Origin of the sequence: Inquilinus sp. 2KB_23 (assembly GCF_052115705.1) — a bacterium.
GTDB classification, from domain to species: Bacteria; Pseudomonadota; Alphaproteobacteria; order DSM-16000; family Inquilinaceae; genus Inquilinus; species Inquilinus ginsengisoli_A.
This window is the reverse complement of sequence record NZ_JBFRHF010000026.1, coordinates 84,741-102,266: the sequence shown is the minus strand read 5'-3', so window position 1 is coordinate 102,266 and position 17,526 is coordinate 84,741. Positions and strand designations below refer to the sequence as shown.

The 17,526-nt window shown below is 71.2% G+C and carries 16 protein-coding genes; 12 read left to right on the top strand and 4 right to left on the bottom strand.

The genetic code is table 11. The features are described 5' to 3' along the window. Window positions 1–53: 53 nt before the first annotated feature. Window positions 54–812, bottom strand: a complete 759-nt coding sequence (locus AB4112_RS27895; RefSeq protein WP_309801522.1) for a GntR family transcriptional regulator — start codon at window positions 810–812, stop codon at window positions 54–56. 170 nt (window positions 813–982) lie between these two features. Between AB4112_RS27895 and AB4112_RS27890 the strand changes: the two genes are divergently transcribed. From AB4112_RS27890 to AB4112_RS27870, 5 genes are all read left to right on the top strand, one after another. After that, entirely contained in the window at window positions 983–2,005 is a 1,023-nt protein-coding gene (locus tag AB4112_RS27890) for a sugar ABC transporter substrate-binding protein (RefSeq protein ID WP_309801524.1), read from the top strand. Window positions 2,006–2,099: 94 nt separating this feature from the next. Next, window positions 2,100–3,152: an ABC transporter permease gene (locus tag AB4112_RS27885; protein WP_441724300.1), complete on the top strand. Its 1,053-nt coding sequence runs from the start codon at window positions 2,100–2,102 to the stop codon at window positions 3,150–3,152. Continuing rightward, window positions 3,152–4,135, top strand: coding sequence for an ABC transporter permease (locus AB4112_RS27880; RefSeq protein WP_309801526.1), 984 nt, complete (start codon window positions 3,152–3,154; stop codon window positions 4,133–4,135). Before AB4112_RS27885 ends, AB4112_RS27880 begins: the two co-directional genes overlap by 1 nt. A 2-nt stretch (window positions 4,136–4,137) precedes the next feature. After that, on the top strand, window positions 4,138–5,655 hold the full coding sequence (locus AB4112_RS27875) for a sugar ABC transporter ATP-binding protein (RefSeq protein WP_309801527.1): 1,518 nt from the start codon (window positions 4,138–4,140) through the stop codon (window positions 5,653–5,655). A gap of 149 nt (window positions 5,656–5,804) precedes the next feature. After that, complete coding sequence (locus tag AB4112_RS27870; protein ID WP_441724297.1) at window positions 5,805–9,074, top strand: hypothetical protein; 3,270 nt, start codon at window positions 5,805–5,807, stop codon at window positions 9,072–9,074. Here AB4112_RS27870 and AB4112_RS27865 read toward each other — a convergent pair. After that, on the bottom strand, window positions 9,059–9,343 hold the full coding sequence (locus tag AB4112_RS27865; protein ID WP_441724295.1) for a DUF1127 domain-containing protein: 285 nt from the start codon (window positions 9,341–9,343) through the stop codon (window positions 9,059–9,061). The genes AB4112_RS27870 and AB4112_RS27865 overlap by 16 nt on opposite strands. 125 nt (window positions 9,344–9,468) lie before the next feature. Beyond that, window positions 9,469–10,044 (bottom strand): GNAT family N-acetyltransferase, encoded by a 576-nt coding sequence (locus tag AB4112_RS27860; RefSeq protein WP_441724293.1) that lies wholly within the window; start codon window positions 10,042–10,044, stop codon window positions 9,469–9,471. A gap of 144 nt (window positions 10,045–10,188) precedes the next feature. Between AB4112_RS27860 and AB4112_RS27855 the strand changes: the two genes are divergently transcribed. The 7 genes from AB4112_RS27855 to AB4112_RS27825 all read left to right on the top strand — a co-directional run bounded on the left by AB4112_RS27855 (window position 10,189) and on the right by AB4112_RS27825 (window position 17,099). Further along, on the top strand, window positions 10,189–10,458 hold the full coding sequence (locus AB4112_RS27855) for a hypothetical protein (RefSeq protein WP_309801531.1): 270 nt from the start codon (window positions 10,189–10,191) through the stop codon (window positions 10,456–10,458). A gap of 21 nt (window positions 10,459–10,479) precedes the next feature. After that, entirely contained in the window at window positions 10,480–11,739 is a 1,260-nt protein-coding gene (locus tag AB4112_RS27850; RefSeq protein ID WP_441724291.1) for an efflux RND transporter periplasmic adaptor subunit, read from the top strand. Beyond that, window positions 11,736–14,867 carry an efflux RND transporter permease subunit gene (locus AB4112_RS27845; RefSeq protein WP_441724289.1) on the top strand — a complete coding sequence of 1,044 codons (3,132 nt, stop codon included), beginning with the start codon at window positions 11,736–11,738 and terminating at the stop codon, window positions 14,865–14,867. Before AB4112_RS27850 ends, AB4112_RS27845 begins: the two co-directional genes overlap by 4 nt. 56 nt (window positions 14,868–14,923) lie before the next feature. Then, on the top strand, window positions 14,924–15,481 hold the full coding sequence (locus tag AB4112_RS27840; RefSeq protein WP_441724287.1) for a methylated-DNA--[protein]-cysteine S-methyltransferase: 558 nt from the start codon (window positions 14,924–14,926) through the stop codon (window positions 15,479–15,481). An 88-nt stretch (window positions 15,482–15,569) separates the two neighbouring features. After that, window positions 15,570–16,223: a glutathione S-transferase family protein gene (locus tag AB4112_RS27835; protein ID WP_309801535.1), complete on the top strand. Its 654-nt coding sequence runs from the start codon at window positions 15,570–15,572 to the stop codon at window positions 16,221–16,223. Beyond that, entirely contained in the window at window positions 16,220–16,573 is a 354-nt protein-coding gene (locus AB4112_RS27830; RefSeq protein ID WP_309801536.1) for a hypothetical protein, read from the top strand. Before AB4112_RS27835 ends, AB4112_RS27830 begins: the two co-directional genes overlap by 4 nt. A 64-nt stretch (window positions 16,574–16,637) precedes the next feature. Beyond that, window positions 16,638–17,099: a GNAT family N-acetyltransferase gene (locus AB4112_RS27825; protein ID WP_309801537.1), complete on the top strand. Its 462-nt coding sequence runs from the start codon at window positions 16,638–16,640 to the stop codon at window positions 17,097–17,099. Between the two features lie 81 nt (window positions 17,100–17,180). On the opposite strand, the gene AB4112_RS27820 is transcribed toward AB4112_RS27825, so the two are convergent. Continuing rightward, entirely contained in the window at window positions 17,181–17,390 is a 210-nt protein-coding gene (locus AB4112_RS27820; protein WP_309801538.1) for a cold-shock protein, read from the bottom strand. Window positions 17,391–17,526 lie beyond the last annotated feature (136 nt).

The window sequence follows — 17,526 nt, the reverse complement described above, 5'->3', positions numbered from 1 at the left end:
TTGCGACGCCCGCAAGGCAGATCGGAGGATTGCGGTCCTGGGGTCGGGGCGGCTCAGTCCGAGACGTAGCGGCGATAGCGGTCGGGCAACTGGTCCAGCAGCACGAAGGTGCGGTCGATATGATAGACCAGCCGCGCCTCCGCCGCCGCCACGTCGCCGGCATCCAGCGCATCGATGATCGCGATGTGCTCCTCGATCACCAGCGGCAGCCGCTCCGGGCTGCCGAACAGCCGCATGAAGCGGGCCAGCCGGGTCCAGGCGGCCTGGATCGTGGTCCACACCCCCTCGCGGTTGGCGAAGCTCATCAGCAGGTGGTGGAACTCCGCATCGGCGGCGTGGAAGCCGTCCGTGTCCCCGGCATCGAGCAGCGCCCGCTGCCGCGCCGGCACGGCCCGGGCCGCGGCGCTCATCGCCGGGGTCCAGATCTTCACCGTCTCGTGCAGCACCGCCACCTCCAGCGCCCGGCGCACGAAATGCGCGTCGCCGATGCCGCTGAGCCGGATCGGGGCGACGAAGCTGCCCTGCTGCGGGTAGACGTCGATCAGCCCCTCCTCCGCCAGCCGCTGGATCGCGGCGCGGATCGGCGTGCGCGACACGCCGAACTGCCGGCTGATGCTGTTCTCGCTGATCGGGGTGCCGGGCAGCAGATGGACGCCGACGATGGCGTGCCGCAGCGCGCCGTAGACCTGGTCGGCCACCGGCAGGCGGCGGTCGAGCTGGAAACGGATGTCCGGCAGCCCGCCGGCACGCTCCTCCACGGAGTCGGCCGCGGCAGCGATGGGCAGCGCGTCGGACGGCGCGACGTGCGGCATCTGGTCCTCCCCATGCGGCGCCGGCCCTGCGAGCCAATTGTCCGACTTGTTTGGTCGCAGGGGCCACAATTCGATTGCGCCTTGCACACTTGGATACTAGCGTCTCGGGGCGTCGCGCAAGGGCGCCGATCGCCGCGCGGCACTCGACAAGAAACAAGGGAGGAATGGGTATGTCCCGTCATGTCCGGAAGGCCGTTCTGGCCGCGCTGGCGCTGCTGGCCGGGGCCGGCACCGCTGCAGCCGACGATACCAAGGTCGCCCTGGTGCCCGGCGGCCCGCATCCGTATTTCTCGGCCTGGGAACAGGCCGGCAAGGACGCCGCCCGCGACTTCAAGCTCGGCGCCGCGGACTACAAGGTCCCGCAGAAGTGGGAGCTGAGCACCCAGAACCAGCTGCTGGAAAGCCTGGTGACCCAGGGCTACAACGCCTTCCTCCTGTTCCCCGGCGACCCCGTCGGCAGCGTCAGCACCGTGGCCGAGCTGGCCGACAGCGGCGCGCCCATCATCGCCACCGCCGGCTGCCTGAAGGACCCGTCGGAAGCGCAGTTCTGCCTCGGCACCGATGTCGGCAACTCCGCCTATCTCGGCACCAAGGAGCTCTTGAAGGCGATGGCCGGCAAGAAGCGCATTCTTCATGTCACCGGCTTCCTGGTCGACCCCAACACCCAGCTCCGCATCGACGCGGTCGAGAAGGCGGCGAAGGAAGACGGCGCCCAGGTCGTGCAGGTGATCGCCGACATCGACGCGCCGGAGCCGGCGGAAGAGAAGATCAACGCCTACCTCGCCGCCCATGCCGGCGACATCGACGGCATCATCAGCACCGCCTGGGTGCCGTCGGTGGTCGCCGCCAACGCGCTGCGCCGGATCGGCGACAAGCGCATCCAGATGGTCGCGATCGACCATGACGAGGTGGTGCTGAAGGCGATCAAGGACGGCTTCCTGCACGGCACCATGCTGCAGAACCCGTACGGCCAGGCCTATATCGGCTCCTACGTCGTCGACCGGCTGCGCAACGGCTGCAAGGTCAAGGCCGACGCGCCGTGGAAGACCAACGCGCTGACCAACCACTTCATCGATTCGGGCACGGTCTTCGTTGCGGCCGACAAGGTCGACACCTACGTGACCGCGATGCAGGATATCACCAAGGCGCTGCTCGCCGACTTCGCCAAGACCTATCTCGACTGCCCGGCCTAGCGGGGTCTCGTCCGGCCGGGCAGGGTTGCCCGGCCGGGTCCCGCCAGGGTGGCGAGCGCCGCCGCCGACCGCTTTTCCGTCCAGAGTCCGACTGATGCATGTCGAAGACCGCGCCGCGACCCCGTCCCCGGCCGAGCTGGGGTCCCCGCAGGCGACCCCGCGTGAGCCGACGGGCCGGCCCCGCTTCTACCTGACCAACGAATTCGGCCTGATCGTGCTGATCGCGGTGTTCGTCGCCGCCTTCGGCCTGCTGACCCCGGGCTTCCTGTCGCCGTTCAACCTGTTCGCGCTCGGCCGCACCTCGGCGATCAACGTCATGATCGGCCTGGCCATGATGGTGGTGATCGTCACCGGCGGGCTGAACCTGGCGGTCGGCGCCATCGGCGTCTGCGCCGCCATGACCAGCGGCTGGCTGATCCAGGATGCCGGCGTGCCCTGGCCGCTGGCGATCGTCGGCGGGCTGGCGCTGGGCGCCGTGCTGGGCCTGATCAACGGCTGGACCGTGGTGCGGTCCGGGCTGCACAGCTTCATCATCACCCTGGCCAGCATGAGCATCTTCTTCGGGCTGATGATCTTCCTGACCCGGGCGGAATCCTACCGCGAGCTGCCGCCGGCCTTCGCCGCCTTCGGCCGGCTGAAGCTGTTCGGCGGCGTGGTGTCGCCGCTGCTGCTGGTGGCGGTGGTCGTGGCCCTGCTGCTGGTGGTCTTGTACCGCTTCACCGTGACCGGCCGCGAGATGCTGGCCGCCGGCGCCCGGCCGGAGGCGGCGGAGATGTCGGGCATCCGCGTCGGCCGCATCTTCATCCTGTGCCACATGCTGTCCGGAATCCTGGCCGGTGTCGCCGCGCTGATGCTGGTGGCACGCAACGGCGCCGCCATCCCGTCGATGGCCGGGCAGCTGGGGCAGGACTGGCTGCTGCCGGCCTTCCTCGGCCCGGTGCTGGGCGGCACGCTGCTGTCCGGCGGCCGGGTGTCGGTGGTGGGCACCTTCCTCGGCGCCTTCCTGGTGACGCTGCTGACCAGCGGCCTGCTGCTGCTGCAGATCGGTGAATTCTGGGTCCAGTCCTTCCTCGGCCTGCTGCTGCTGCTGGCGGTGCTGATGGATATGGCGCGCCGGTCGGTGCTGGCCCGCCGGAGGATGGTGTGATGGGGAAGGATGCGATGGGCCCGCTCGCCCGCTATGCCCGGACCGACTGGTTCGGCCCGCTGCTGGTCACGGTGCTGGCGATCGTCATCGTCGGCGCCTTCAACCCGTCCTTCCTGTCGCCGCTCAACATCCAGGTGCTGCTGCTGGCGATATCGGTCAACGCGCTGATCGCCTTTTCGCAGATGATCATCATCGCGGTCGGCCAGATGAACCTGTCGGTCGGCGCCATCGGCGGCCTGGCGGCGATCAGCTTCGCCGGGATGATGCAGGTGTGGGGCCTGCCGGCGCCGGTGGCGGCGGTGCTGGCGCTGCTGATCGGCGTGGCCGCGGGCATGGTCAACGGCATCTTCATCGCCTGGACCGGCATCAGCGCCTTCGTCATCACCCTGGCCAGCCTGTCGATGTTCAAGGGCATCAATCTCGGCATCACCCAGGCCCAGCCCTTCTACGACATCCCGGACGCGGTGAAGGCGTTCGGCAACACCAACTTCATCGACCCGCTGCCCTGGCTGGTGCTGCCCACCGCGCTGGTCGCCGTCGGGCTGTGGGCGATGCTGAACCGGCAGGCGCTCGGCCGCTCGATCCTGGCGGTCGGGGGCAATGCGCATGCGGCGGAGCTGTCGGGCATCTCGGTCGGCTTCGTCGTGGTCTGCGCCCACGCCATCTCCGGCCTCCTCGCCGCGCTGGCCGGGATCCTGCTGGTGGGGCGGCTGCAGATCGGCCAGCCGACCATCGGCGACGACTGGCTGATCCTGTCCTTCGCCGCGCCGGTGATCGGCGGGGCGGTGCTGTCGGGCGGCCATGTCAGCGTGTCGGCAACGCTGCTGGGCGTCGTCATCGTCGCGATCATCACCCAGGCCCTGGTGCTGTTCAACATCGACCCGTTCCTGGTGCAGGTCGTGCTCGGCGGCCTGATCCTGTGGGCCGTCGGCGTCAACCGCCTGCGCGAGCTCAAGATGAGCAAATCGGCGGTGAGGATCTGACCATGGCGGCCACCGTGTTCGAGGCGCGCGGCGTCAGCAAGTTCTTCCCCGGCGTGAAGGCGCTGCAGGAGGTGTCGCTGACCCTGCAGCAGGGGTCGATCCACGCCCTGCTGGGCGAGAACGGCGCCGGCAAGTCGACGCTGATCAAGATCATCACCGGCGTCTACCGGCCGGACCAGGGGCAGCTGCTGCTGGACGGCAAGCCGGTGGAGCTCGGCGGCCCGCGCGACGCCACCGCCCACCGCATCGGCGTGGTGCATCAGGAGCGCAATCTGATCCCGCGCTTCTCGGTCGCCGAGAACATCGCGCTGGAGCAGCTGGCCGCGCATCCGCTGCGCCGGATCGACTATGCCAGGCTGAACGCGGCGGCCAGCCACTGGCTGAAGCTGCTCGACCTCGACATCGACCCGCGCACCCCGGTGTCGCAGCTCAGCGTCGCCAAGATGCAGCTGGTCGAGATCGCCCGGGCGCTGTCGCTGAAATCCCGCGTGCTGCTGCTGGACGAGCCGACCGCGGCCCTGACCCCGCACGAGACCGACATCCTGTTCGCGCTGCTGCGCCGGCTGCGGGACGAGGGCGTCAGCATGCTCTTCGTCAGCCACAAGCTGGAGGAGGTGCAGGCGATCTGCGACCGGGTGACGGTGCTGCGCGACGGTCGCAACGCCTGCGAGAGCCAGTCGATGGACGGGCTGGGGCGGCAGGATCTGGTGCGGCTGATGATCGGCCGCAGCGAGCTGATCGCCGACTGGCCGGCCCGCGACCATGACCGGGCGCCGGCGGCGCTGAAGCTGCAGGGCGTGGCGACCGCGCTGGGCCATCGCGGGGTGGACCTGACGGTGCGCAAGGGCGAGATCGTCGGCCTCTACGGGCTGGTCGGGGCCGGGCGGACCGAGCTGGCGAAATGCATCCTGGGCCAGTTCCCGGTGACCGCAGGCACGGTCGAGGTCGAGGGCAAGCCCGCCAAGGCCGGCAACGTCGCCGACGCCATCCACCGCTTCGGCATCGGCTATGTCAGCGAGGACCGCAAGCAGGAAGGCCTCGTGCTGATGCACACGGTGCTGGAGAATGCCGGCATCACCGTGTGGCGCCAGTTGGCGTCGCGCTTCGGCTTCCTGACCGACGGCACGGTGCGGGCCAAGACCGAACCCTTCATCCGCCGGCTGGCGGTGCGCACCCCGTCGCTGAACCAGCTGGTCGGCAACCTCTCCGGCGGCAACCAGCAGAAGATCAGCGTCGCCAAATGGCTGGCGGCGGGGGTGAAGGTGCTGATCGTCGACGAGCCGTCGGTCGGCATCGACATCAAGACCAAGGCCGAGCTGCACCAGCTGCTGCGCGAGCTGTCCGAGACCGGCACGGCGATCCTGCTGATCACCAGCGACATGCCGGAGATGATCACTTTGGCCGACCGCATCGTGGTGATGAACGCCTACCGCATCGAGGGCGAGATCACCAACACCCGCGACTACCGGGCGATGAGCGAGGGCATCATGAACCTGATCCACCGGGTGGAAGCGGCATAGCCCGTCAATCCGTCATTGCGAACAGGGGGCCGGTGGGTCGAGAGGCCCCATAGGCAGCATCATCGCGGCGGGGTAGAAGACTCCGGACCAGGACGGAGCGCCGCGTCGCCGCGGCCGAACGTCCGCGCAGCTTGGAGCGAGCGGCACCGATGACAGGCCCGACGACCGAATTCATCCTCCCGCGCGACACCGATCTCGGACTGCGGCGCATCGCCAACGGCACCGGCCTGGCCGCCAGCCTGCTGCCGAACGGCGCGCTGTTCGCCCTGTCGCACCAGCTGGATGGCCAGGGCGATCCGGTGCTGGTCAACCAGGTGCTGGGATCGCCGCTGTCCGGCGGCATCGGCCGGGTGCTGTTGCGGCTGGCCGGCGGCCGGGTGGTCGAGGCGGTGGGGCCGACGGCGCGGCTAACGGTCGGCGCCGGTACCGACCGCTTCGTCTGGGCCGGCGAGGCCGAAGGGCTGGCGCACCGCGTCACGCTGTGGCTGGCGCCCGATGCCAACCTGTGGCTCTGGCGGGTCGAGGTCGAGAACAAGGGCGCCGCCGCGGTCGAGGTCTCCGCCGTGCTGCTGCAGGACATCGGCCTCGGCAGCCGCGGCTTCCTGATGAACAACGAGGCCTATGCCTCGCAATACATGGACCACCATGTCGCGCGCCACGACCGGCTGGGGCCGGTGGTGATGAGCCGCCAGGCGCTGGCCCAGGGCGGCCGCATTCCCTGGATGGCCCATGGTTGCCTGGACGGCGCGTCCGGCTTCGCCACCGATGCGGCGCAGAGCTTCGGCCCCGGCTTCCGCGACCGCGCCGAGATCACCGGCGACCTGCCGGACGAGAAGCTGCAGCACGAGGTCGCCTGCCCGGCGATCGCTTCGAAGACCGCCAGCCTGGCGCCCGGCGCCACGGCGGGGTGGGGCTTCTTCGGCCTGTTCGTGCCGGACCACAAGGCGGCGTCCGACGATGGCGACCTGGCCGTGGTCGACCAGGCGCTGGCGGCCGCCGGTGGCTTCCGCCCAGCGGAGGTCGTGCTCGAGACCCCGGTGCGCGGCCTGCTGCAGGATGCGCCGCCGCTGGTGGCCGAGGATCTCGACGCCGCCGCGCTCGACCTGCTGTGGCCGTCGCGGCGGCTGGAGGAACGGGACGGCGGCGTCCTGCAATCCTTCTTCGTCGATGATGGTGGCCTGAACCGGCACGTCGCCCTGCGCGCCAAGGAGCTCGGGCTGCGCCGCCGCCATGGCGCGCTGCTGCGCTCCGGCGCGGCGCTGCTGCCGGAGGATGGCCTGCTCTGCGCCACGGTCTGGGCGCATGGCGTCTTCGCCGCCCAGCTGACGGTCGGCAACACCTCGTTCCACAAGCTGTTCTCGGTCTCGCGCGACCCCTACAACATCACCCGCAGCTCCGGCCTGCGCATCCTGGTCGATGGCGGCGAAGGGTGGCGCTTGCTGTCGGTGCCCTCGGCCTTCGAGATGGGCTTGGCGGAAAGCCGCTGGATCTACCGCTTCGGCGGCCGCGTGGTCACGGTCCGCGCCGCCGTCTCCGGCGCCGACACTGCGATGCAGTGGCGGGTCGATGTCGAGGGCCAGCCCTGCCGCTTCCTGGTGCTGGGCCATCTCGTGCTCGGCGAGCGCGAGCTGGAGCAGGCCGGGCGGGTCGCGATCGATCCGGCGGCCAAGCGCTTCACCTTCCGGCCGGACCCGGACTGGCTGTGGGGCCAGCGCTACCCCGACTCGGTCTACCACCTGGTGACTCCGACGCCGGAGGCGATCGAAGCGATCGGCGGCGACGAGCTGCTCTACGCCGACGGCCAGGGCCGGCGCGGCGGCTATATCGCGCTGCGCACCGGGTCGGTCTCGGGCTTCGGCTTTGCCGTCACCGGGTCGCTGACCGATGCGGCCGCGGCCACGGCGCTGGCCGACCGCTACGCTGCCGGGGTTCCGATCGCGGAGATGCTGGGGTCGGCCGATGCCCATTGGGCCGAGGTCACGCGCGGCCTGCGGATCCGGGGCGGCGGGGCCGAGGGCGAGGCGCTGGACGCCGCCTTCCCGTGGCTGGCGCATGACGCCATGATCCACCTGACCGTGCCGCATGGGCTGGAGCAGTACACCGGCGGCGCCTGGGGCACGCGCGATGTCTGCCAGGGCGCGCTGGAGTTCCTGCTGGCGCTGGAGCATGACGGCGCAGCCAAGGAGGTCCTGCGCAAGGTCTTCGCCCAGCAATACGCGGACCGGGGCGACTGGCCGCAATGGTTCATGCTCGAACCCTATTCGCCGATCCAGGACCGCCACGCCCATGGCGACGTCATCGTCTGGCCGCTGAAGGCGCTGTGCGACTATGTCGAGGCGACCGGCGACCTCGCCTTCCTCGACGAGCCGGTGGCCTGGCGCAACGAGGAGGACTTCACCCGCACCGAGCGGCAGGACCCGGTCTCGGCCCATATCGACCGCATCGTCGCGGTGGTGAAGGACCGCTTCATCCCCGGCACCCATCTGCTGCGCTATGGCGAGGGCGACTGGAACGATTCGCTGCAGCCGGTCGACCCCCACCTGCGCGACTGGATGGTCAGCGCCTGGACCGTCGCCCTCCTGATCCAGCAGCTCGGCCGCTGGGCCGCGGTGCTCGACCATGCCGGCCGGTCGGCGCAGGCGCGCGAGATCGAGACCCTGGCCGGCGCGATGCACTGGGACCTCCAGCGCCACCTGATGCGCGACGGGGTGCTGGCCGGCTATGCCGTGTTCACGCCCGAAGGCACTGTCGCCGAGCTGCTGCTGCACCCCAGCGACACCCGTACCGGCCTGACCTATTCGCTGCTGCCAATGAAGCGGGCGCTGATCGCCGGCCTGTTCGCCGGCGAGGCGGTGCCGCGCCATCTCGCCATCATCCGCGACCATCTGATGTTCCCGGACGGCGCCCGGCTGATGGATCGGCCGGTGGCCTATCACGGCGGGGTCGAGCAGCTGTTCCGCCGGGCCGAATCCGCCGCCTATTTCGGCCGCGAGATCGGGCTGATGTACACCCACGCGCATCTGCGCACCGGCGAGGCGCTGGCGGCGCATGGCCAGGCCGATGCGGTGTGGCGGACGCTGCTGCTGGCCAATCCGGTGGCGGTGACCGACATCCTGCCGAACGCGACGCCGCGCCAGCGCAACGCCTATTTCAGCTCCAGCGACGCGGCCTTCGCCGACCGCTACGCCGCGGGCACGGAATGGCAGCGGGTCAAGGACGGCACAATCGCCGTCGATGGCGGCTGGCGGGTCTATTCCAGCGGGCCGGGGCTCTACACCAACCTGCTGCTGCGCCATGTCTTCGGCCTGCGCCGGAATTTCGGCGACCGGGTGTTCGACCCGCTGCTGCCCCCCGGCCATGACGATCTGGCGGTGGAGCTGGCGCGGGGCGGCGAAACCCGGCGCTACGGTCCGGCCTGAACAGCAGCGTCGGTCACAGCCGAATCGTCGGCCTCGATGATCTGCGCACCGAAGCTGTGGCCGACGCGGCGGAGGCCGATGTCCTGCAACTGATGGTCCGTCATTTCCAGCAGGCGCCGCTCATCGCGCCGCAGCCGGCGGTGCTCGGCGATCGACCGGGCCATCGCGGCGACCGCCGCGCCAAGACGACCGAAGTAAGGTCTGCTTCGAGGGGCGGGGCTGGAAGTCCTGTGGACACGATGGGTCGTCTGCACGCTGTGGTAGCTCATGGGATTATCCTCCGAAATCGGCCATGCAACTTCGGTTGCGGCCTGTCTTTTCGGGGCCCAATCTTGCTCCGCTGCGCTACGCCACGATTTCCGGGGCTGGATTCTCGGCTACTTTTGCAATCAATTTAGCTCTTGTTTTCGGATCGGGGCCTTCCCATTCCGTCACCGGCCTGGTCGAAGAACAGGTACCAGGTCAGCGCGATCTCGTCGGTGCCGGGGTCGATGGCCTGGTACAGGAAGCGGTCCCAGCCGCCCAGGACGAAGCCGCAGCGCTGGTAGAAGCGGCAGGCGGCGACGTTGGTGGTCTGTGTTTCCAGCATGATGCCGGGCAGGGTCCGTGACCGGGCCCAGGCGATGGCGGCGTCGATCAGCGCCCGGCCGATGCCCGATTTCCGCGCCGCCGTGTCGACCAGGATCTCGTCGACGCAGGCGAAGCCGTTCCAGCTCTTCGACAACGCCACCAGCCCCGCCGGCCGTCCGTCCGCCCGGGCCAGGAACGCCGCCCGGTCCCGCCGGCCGACATAGCCGGCATAGTCGGTCTCCTCATAGCGCTTGGTCCGCGGCGGCAGCGGCACGGTGGTGAAGCTCGGGACGTCGCCCTCGGCCGCCAGGACCAGCCGCGACTCGATGACGAAGCTGCCGTCGATCATCCTGGCCTCGGCCAGGGTGCGGGCCTCGATCGGCTCGATGGTGATGGTCATGCGGCCTCCCTCGAATCGTCCCGATCCTAGCCGATCGGGCCGCGGCCCATCGCCCGAACGCAATCTCGCCACAGTCCGGCTATTTAGTAGACCGACTGATCGATTAAAGATCGAGGCGGGCCGGATGTCGGCCGGGAGAGGGATATGGGCAAGCTGGGGCTCCGGCCGCTGCCGCAGGGCATGGGCGTCGCGGCATGGCTGGTGCGGCACCGCGGCGAAGGCCGCCGGGCCGGGGCCGTTGCCGTGATCGCGGCGCTGGCGCTGGTCGCCGTGACCGGGACGGCGATCTGCATGGTCGACGCCATCAGGCATCTCGGGCCGTCCTTGCGGGCCGGCAATGACGGGCGCGACTGCTGCCGCTGCCGGCCGCACGGCCGTCTCGACTCGGCGGCTTCGCATTTGCGCTTTAAGTAGACCGACTAGTCGATTAATAGAATGACCAAACGCGACCCGCACCAGGAGTGGGCCATGACCAACCCGGCAAGTCGTCCGCTGCTGACCGAGACCGCAACGCCCGCCCCGACGCCGCGGCCCCGGCGGGGCTGGCTGGCCGCCGGGGCCTGCGGGCTGGTGCTGGCTGCGGCGGCCGGTCTCTTCGCCGTGATGACCGACGCCCGCGGCACCGCGCCGGCGGCGGTGGCGGACGGGCTGCGCCTGCCCGTGGTCACCGTGGTTGCGGCCCAGCGCCGCCCGATCGAGCGGGTGCTGTCGCTGACCGGCACCGTGGTGCCGCGCGAGGAGATCGCGATCAGCGCGGCGGTCGACGGCCAGCGCATCGCCGAGGTGCTGGTGGAGGAGGGCGACCGGGTCGCGGCCGGCCAGGTCATCCTGCGGCTGGAGACCGACCTGCTGACCGCGGCGCTGCATGATGCCGAGGCCGCGGTGCTGCGGGCCGAGGCCGGGCTGGCGCGCGACCAGGCGATGCAGGTCGAGGCTGCGGCCAATTTCCAGCGCAGCGAGAAGCTGCGCAGCTCCAGCGCCTTCAACCCGCAGGACTACGACAAGCGCCACGCCGCCGCGATCTCCGCCGACAAGGTGCTGGAGGTGTCGCGGGCCGAGCTGGCCCAGGCCCAGGCCAAGGTCGACGAGGCGCGCGCCCGGCTCGGCCGGGCCGAGATCCGCGCCCCCACCGCCGGCATCGTCGCTGAACGCGCCGCCCGGGCCGGCGCCATGGCGGGGTCGGAACCGCTGGTCAAGCTGATGCGCGAGGGCGAGGTCGAGCTGGAGGCCGAGGTGCCGGAGGCCGACCTGCCGGCCCTGGCGGTGGGCCAGTCCGCCCGCATCACCGTCACCGGCTTCGACGACGCGGTCGACGGCCGGGTGCGGCTGGTGGCGCCGAAGGCCGACCGCGACAGCCGGCTGGGCCGCGCCCGCATCACCCTGCCGGCCGATCCGCGGCTGCGGCCGGGCGTGTTCGGCCGGGCCGCGGTCATGGTCGAACGCCGCAACGGCGCCGTCACCATCCCCGACCGCGCGGTGATGCAGCGCGACGACCGCGGTGACAGCAGCGTGCTGCTGGTCGACAGCGGCGGCGCGCTGTCGCGCCGGGTGGTCACCGTCGGCCTGCGCCGCGACGGCCGGGCCGAGATCCTGTCCGGGCTCGATCTCGGCCAGCGCGTCGTGCTCGGCGCCGGCGCCTTCCTGCGCGAGGGCGACCGGGTGACGCAAGCGGCGGAGGAGGAGGCGGTCCGATGAGCTCGGGCATCTCCTCCTGGTCGATCCGCCGGCCGATCCCGGTCATCGTCCTGTTCGTGCTGCTGACCGTCGCCGGCTGGTGGTCGTTCCTGCACCTGCCGGTCAACGCCAACCCCAAGCTCGAATTCCCGATCGTGACGGTGACGGTCACCCAGGCCGGCGCCGCGCCGTCGGAGCTGGAGACCCAGGTCACGCGGCGGGTCGAAGGCGCCGTCGCCGGGCTGGCCGAGGTGCGCCACATCACCTCGACCATCAGCGACGGCGTGTCCGCGACCGTGGTCGAGTTCCGCATCGGCACCGACCCCGACCGCGCCACCACCGATGTGCGTGACGCCGTCACCAACATCCGCAGCGACCTGCCGCAGGCGATCGAGGAGCCGATCATCGCCCGGCTCGACGTCGAAGGCGGCGCCATCCTGTATTACGGCGTCAACGCGCCCGGCCTGTCGACCGTCGACCTGTCCTGGTTCGTCGATGACCGCATCGCCCGCGACCTGCTGGCGGTGCCGGGGGTGCAGAAGGTGCAGCGCATGGGCGGCGTCGCCCGCGAGATCCGAGTCGACCTCGACCCCGACCGACTGGCGGCGCTCGGCGTCACCGCCGACCAGGTCAACGCCCAGCTGCGCAGCACCAATGCCGACGTGCCCGGCGGCCGTGGTGAGATCGGGGCGCGCGAGCAGGCGATCCGCACCCTGGGCGGCGCCGACACGGTCGAGGACCTGGCGGCCACCCCGATCGCCCTGGCGAATGGCCGCTGGGTGCGGCTGGCCGATCTCGGCGCCGTCACCGACGGGGCCGGTGAGATCAGGGCCTCGGCCCGGCTCGACGACGCGCCAGTGGTCGGCTTCGCGGTCTACCGCGCCAAGGGGGCCAGCGACACCGTGGTGGCCGACGGCGTGGCGCAGCGCCTCGCCGAACTCCAGGCGCAGACGCCCGGCGTCACCATCAGCGAGATCGCCTCGACCGTCGAATACACCCGCGACAGCTACAACGCGGCGATGACGGTGCTGATCGAAGGCGCGCTGCTGACCGTGCTGGTGGTCTTCGTCTTCCTGCGCGACTGGCGGGCGACGCTGATCGCGGCCCTGGCCATGCCGCTGTCGATTCTGCCGGCGTTCTTCGCCATGGACCTGCTGGGCTTCACCCTGAACAGCATCAGCCTGCTGGCGCTGACCCTGGTGATCGGCATCCTGGTCGACGACGCCATCGTCGAGATCGAGAACATCGACCGCCACCTGCATCTCGGCAAGCGGCCGTACCAGGCCTCGATCGACGCCGCCGACGCCATCGGCCTCGCGGTGGTCGCCACCACACTGGCCATCGTCGCGGTGTTCGCCCCGGTCAGCTTCATCGGCGGCGTCATCGGCCAGTACTTCAAGCAGTTCGGCCTGACCGTGGCGGTGGCCGTGCTGGCCTCGCTGCTGGTGGCCCGGCTGCTGACGCCGCTGATGGCGGCCTACATGATGCGGCCGAAGCCGGTGTCGGCCGGGCATGGCGACGCCGCGCCGTCCCGCCTGGCCGGCGGCTATGCCCGCTTCCTGCACTGGACCCTCGACCACCGCCGCACCACCCTGGGGGCGGCCGGGGCCATCTTCGCGGTGTCGCTGCTGCTGGTGCCGCTCCTGCCCAGCGGCTTCCTGCCGGTCAGCGACAGCAAGATCTCGAACCTGCAGGTCGAGCTGCCGCCCGGCGCGACCCTGGCCGACACCGATGCGGTGGCGCGGCGCATCACCGCCGCGCTGCGCCAGCGGCCGGAGGTCGACCACGTCTTCACCACCATTGGCGGCGGCGGCGGCGCTGCGGCGGCCGATGCCACCGCCTCCGGCGGCGACGTCACCAAGGCCAATCTGGTGATCGTCCTCAAGCCGCGCGGCGAACGCCAGGTCACGCGCAAGCAGTTCGAACTCTCGGCGCGGGACGCGCTGGCGCCGATCCCGGACATCCGCTTCACCTTCCTCGGCGAGGGCGGCGGCAAGGACGTGTCGATCGTCCTGACCGGCGACGACCCGGCCAAGCTGACCGCCGCGGTCCAGGCGCTGGAACGCGAGATGCGCGCGCTGCCGCAGCTGGCCAACGCCCGGTCGACCGAACCGCTGCCGCGGCCGGAGATCCGGATCCGCCCGCGGCCGGACGAGGCGGCGCGGCTGGGCGTCTCGGCCCAGGCCATCGGCACCGTGGCCCGGATTGCCACCATCGGCGACACCGACGCCAATTCGGCCAAGTTCAACCTGGGCGGCCGCCAGGTGCCGATCCGGGTGGTGCTGGACCGCGCGGCGCGCAGCGACATCGAGGCGCTGCGCCAGCTGCGCGTGGCCGGCGGCCGCGGTGCGGTGCCGCTGACTTCGGTGGCCGAGATCGGCTTCGGCGCCGGCGACGCCGAGGTTGAGCGCTACGACCGCCGCCGCCGGGTCTCGGTCGATGCCGACCTCAACGGCGTGCCGCTGGGCACCGCCCTGGCCGCGATCGAGGCGCTGCCGTCGCTGGCGCAGCTGCCGGACGGGATCGAGCGGCCGCCGGTCGGCGAGGCCGAATTCATGGCCGAGATGTTCTCCAGCTTCGGCAAGGCCATGCTGGCGGGCGTGCTGATGGTGCTGGCGGTGCTGGTGCTGCTGTTCCGGGACTTCCTGCAGCCGGTCACCATCCTGATCGCGCTGCCGCTGTCGGTGATCGGCGCCATCCTGGCGCTGCTCGGCTACGGCGCGGCGCTCGACCTGTCCTCGGTGATCGGCTTGCTGATGCTGATGGGCATCGTCACCAAGAACTCGATCCTGCTGGTCGATTTCGCGATCGAGGGGCGGCGCGCCGGGCTCGACCGGCGGGCGGCGCTGGTCCAGGCCTGCCTGGTCCGGGCGCGGCCGATCATCATGACCACCATGGCGATGGTCGCCGGCATGATGCCGGCGGCGCTGGGCATCGGTGCCGATGCCGGCTTCCGCGGGCCGATGGCGGTGGCGGTGATCGGCGGGCTGGTCACCTCGACCGTGCTCAGCCTGGTGTTCGTGCCGGCGGTGTTCACGGTGATGGACGACATCCGGGCCTGGCTGGCGCCGCGGCTGGGCCGCCTGACCTCGGTCACCGGCGCCGACCGCGCCGCCGCCGAACCCCGCGCGGCCGAGCCGGCGGAGTAGGGGGCGGCCGCAAGATCCGGGTTGCCGGCTCCGGCCGCCCGGGGCCTGATGCGGGGATGATGTTCAGCGATCCCATCCTCCCCGTCACCGCCGGCCTGATCGACACGCCGATGGGCCGCATGCTGGCCCTGGTCGATGCCGCCGGCGCCCTGGTCGGCCTGGATTTCGAACGCGACGATGGCGGCCCGACCGCCGGCCAGCGCCAACTGCGCCGGCGCGGGCTGGAGGCGGCGCCGGCCGGTCCCGACTCGCCCGGCCTCGCCCGCGTCCGGGCCCAGCTCGACGAGTACTTCGCCGGCCGGCGCCGGGCGTTCGACCTGGTCCTGGCGCCGCTCGGCACGCCGTTCCAGCACCGGGTCTGGGCCGCGCTGTGCGCCATCCCCGGCGGCGTCACCCTCAGCTACCGCGACCTGGCGCTGCGCCTGGGCGAACCGCGGGCGATCCGCGCCGTCGGCACCGCCAACGGCGCCAACCCGATCGCGGTGGTGGTGCCTTGCCACCGCCTGATCGGCAGCGACGGCAGCCTCACCGGCTATGCCGGCGGCCTGCACCGCAAGGCAGCGCTGCTCGAACTCGAAGGCGCGCGGCCGCCATCCCTGTCTCTCGCCGGCTGACCGCTCGGGAGAATCGGAGGGTGGGGACGGGTGACCGAGGGCTGAAACGCCCTCGCTTCACAAGCCAAGGCTGTGGTTCAATCCCGCCATGACCGACGCCCCACGCTTCACGCTGCACCACGCCCCGCGCTCCCGCTCCCGCCGCATCCTGTGGCTGATGGAGGAGACCGGGGTGCCCTTCGCCATCGCGCCGCACGACCTGAGCAAGGCGACGCACAAGGACCCGGCCTATCTCGCGCTCAACCCGGCCGGCAAGGTGCCGGCGCTGGTCGACCGCGGTCCGGCCGGCGACTGGTCGCCCGGCGTGGTGGTGACCGAGAGCGCGGCGATCTGCGCCTATGTCGCCGACGCGCTGCCCGAATCGGGGCTGGCCCCGGCGGTCGGCTCGCCCGAGCGCGCGGCCTACGCCACTTGGCTCGGCTACTGCCCCTCGGTGCTCGAACCCGCCTTCGCCGATGCGGTGTTCCCGCGCGGGGTCGAGGCACCGCCCAGCGCGCTGGGCTGGCCCAGCTTCGCGCTGGCGCTCGAACGGGTGGAAAAGGCGCTGCAGGCCGGTGGTCCCTATCTACTGGGCGCCCGTTTCAGCGCCGCCGACGTGCTGATCGGGTCGCTGCTGCAATGGCTGCAGGCCTGGGGCAAGCTGCCGGACTCCGCCACGATCTCCGCCTATCTCGCGCTTCTGGCCACCCGCCCGGCCGCGCAGCGGGCCAGGGCCCGGGACGAAGCGGCGACCGCGGCATGAAGCCCATCGCCTTCGCCGCGGGCGCCTTCGCCGCCGGCCTGATGCTGGCTTCCGCCGGCTCAGCCCGAGCCGCCGAGACCGCCCATCCCTGCTCCGCCGATGCCGTGACCCATGCCCGCGCGCTGATGGCCTTCCATTTCGGCGAGGGCCTGCCGGACTTCCAGGTTGACGACACCGCGAAGCTGACCGGCACGGTCAAGGCGCTGCGCGGCGAGGGTCGCTTCGACGTGCTCGAGGTTTGGGCCTACGTCATCAAGACCGAGTACCGCATGCATTTCCTCTACGCGCAGATCCCCGGCGACTGCGTGCTGATGGGGCAGGAGATCCTGGAGGCCAGCGATCCCTACTGACGCCATCCGGCTCCGCCCCGCCGTCGCGGCCGACGCCCGAGGCATCGCCGAGCTGCATGTCGCGGTGTGGCGCGACACCTATCGCGACCTGGCGCCGCCGGAAGCGGCCGGCGCTCTCGATGTCGACCGCCGCGAGGCCCGCTGGGCGGCGATCCTGGCCGACCCGGCGCAGATCGCCCTGGTGGTGGAGGTCGACGGCACCCTGGCCGGCTTCGGCCTGGCCGGGCCGCCGGGCGATGCCGCCTTCGGCGACCGGGGCGAGGTGAAGTATCTCTATGTCGGGCGCGACTTCGCCCGTCGCGGCCTGGGCCGCCGGCTGCTCGCCGCCATGGCGGCGGCGCTGGGCGCGCGCGGCTATGCAGGGTTCGGCCTCGGCGTGGTGGTCGGCAACGACCCGGCGATCGCCTTCTACGAGGCCCAGGGCGGCCGCCGCATCGGCGCCTACACCGATCCCGGCCCGCTGTGGCGGTCGCACAACCTGCTCTACGCCTGGGACGACCTCACCGCGCTGGCGGCGCAGGGATAGGCCGGACAGCCCCCCGACGCCGGACAAGAAAAAAGCGCCCGTCGGAACGGGCGCTTTTTCCCTAGGTCCCCAAGTCAGGGATCAGACGGCCTTGAGGTTCTCGGCCGACGACTTGTTGCGCTTCGGGTCAAGCTGCTCCTCGTAGGAGATCTTCTGACCCTCGTCGAGGCCGCGCAGACCCGCGCGCTCGACGGCAGAGATGTGGACGAACACGTCCGGGCCGCCATTCTCCGGCTGAATGAAGCCGAAGCCTTTGGTGCTGTTGAACCACTTAACGGTGCCGATCGGCATCGCTCGCCTCCCAGAAAGAAGTGGCGCCGCGCGGGAATGCGCGTCGCATCAGTCGGTCACCGGGAAGGCAGCGATCCGTGGCCGCAAGGGCGTGGCAAGCCGGCCATCCGAACCAGAATGACCGCACATAAATGGG

Coding starts and splice junctions, on each gene's coding strand:
- AB4112_RS27845 (WP_441724289.1), top strand. CDS start 11,736: ATGAGCTCGGGCATCTCCTCCTGGTCGATCCGCCGGCCGATCCCGGTC.
- AB4112_RS27855 (WP_309801531.1), top strand. CDS start 10,189: ATGGGCAAGCTGGGGCTCCGGCCGCTGCCGCAGGGCATGGGCGTCGCG.
- AB4112_RS27830 (WP_309801536.1), top strand. CDS start 16,220: ATGAAGCCCATCGCCTTCGCCGCGGGCGCCTTCGCCGCCGGCCTGATG.
- AB4112_RS27885 (WP_441724300.1), top strand. CDS start 2,100: ATGCATGTCGAAGACCGCGCCGCGACCCCGTCCCCGGCCGAGCTGGGG.
- AB4112_RS27865 (WP_441724295.1), bottom strand. CDS start 9,343: ATGAGCTACCACAGCGTGCAGACGACCCATCGTGTCCACAGGACTTCC.
- AB4112_RS27820 (WP_309801538.1), bottom strand. CDS start 17,390: ATGCCGATCGGCACCGTTAAGTGGTTCAACAGCACCAAAGGCTTCGGC.
- AB4112_RS27840 (WP_441724287.1), top strand. CDS start 14,924: ATGATGTTCAGCGATCCCATCCTCCCCGTCACCGCCGGCCTGATCGAC.
- AB4112_RS27875 (WP_309801527.1), top strand. CDS start 4,138: ATGGCGGCCACCGTGTTCGAGGCGCGCGGCGTCAGCAAGTTCTTCCCC.
- AB4112_RS27835 (WP_309801535.1), top strand. CDS start 15,570: ATGACCGACGCCCCACGCTTCACGCTGCACCACGCCCCGCGCTCCCGC.
- AB4112_RS27860 (WP_441724293.1), bottom strand. CDS start 10,044: ATGACCATCACCATCGAGCCGATCGAGGCCCGCACCCTGGCCGAGGCC.
- AB4112_RS27880 (WP_309801526.1), top strand. CDS start 3,152: ATGGGGAAGGATGCGATGGGCCCGCTCGCCCGCTATGCCCGGACCGAC.
- AB4112_RS27870 (WP_441724297.1), top strand. CDS start 5,805: ATGACAGGCCCGACGACCGAATTCATCCTCCCGCGCGACACCGATCTC.
- AB4112_RS27895 (WP_309801522.1), bottom strand. CDS start 812: ATGCCGCACGTCGCGCCGTCCGACGCGCTGCCCATCGCTGCCGCGGCC.
- AB4112_RS27890 (WP_309801524.1), top strand. CDS start 983: ATGTCCCGTCATGTCCGGAAGGCCGTTCTGGCCGCGCTGGCGCTGCTG.
- AB4112_RS27850 (WP_441724291.1), top strand. CDS start 10,480: ATGACCAAACGCGACCCGCACCAGGAGTGGGCCATGACCAACCCGGCA.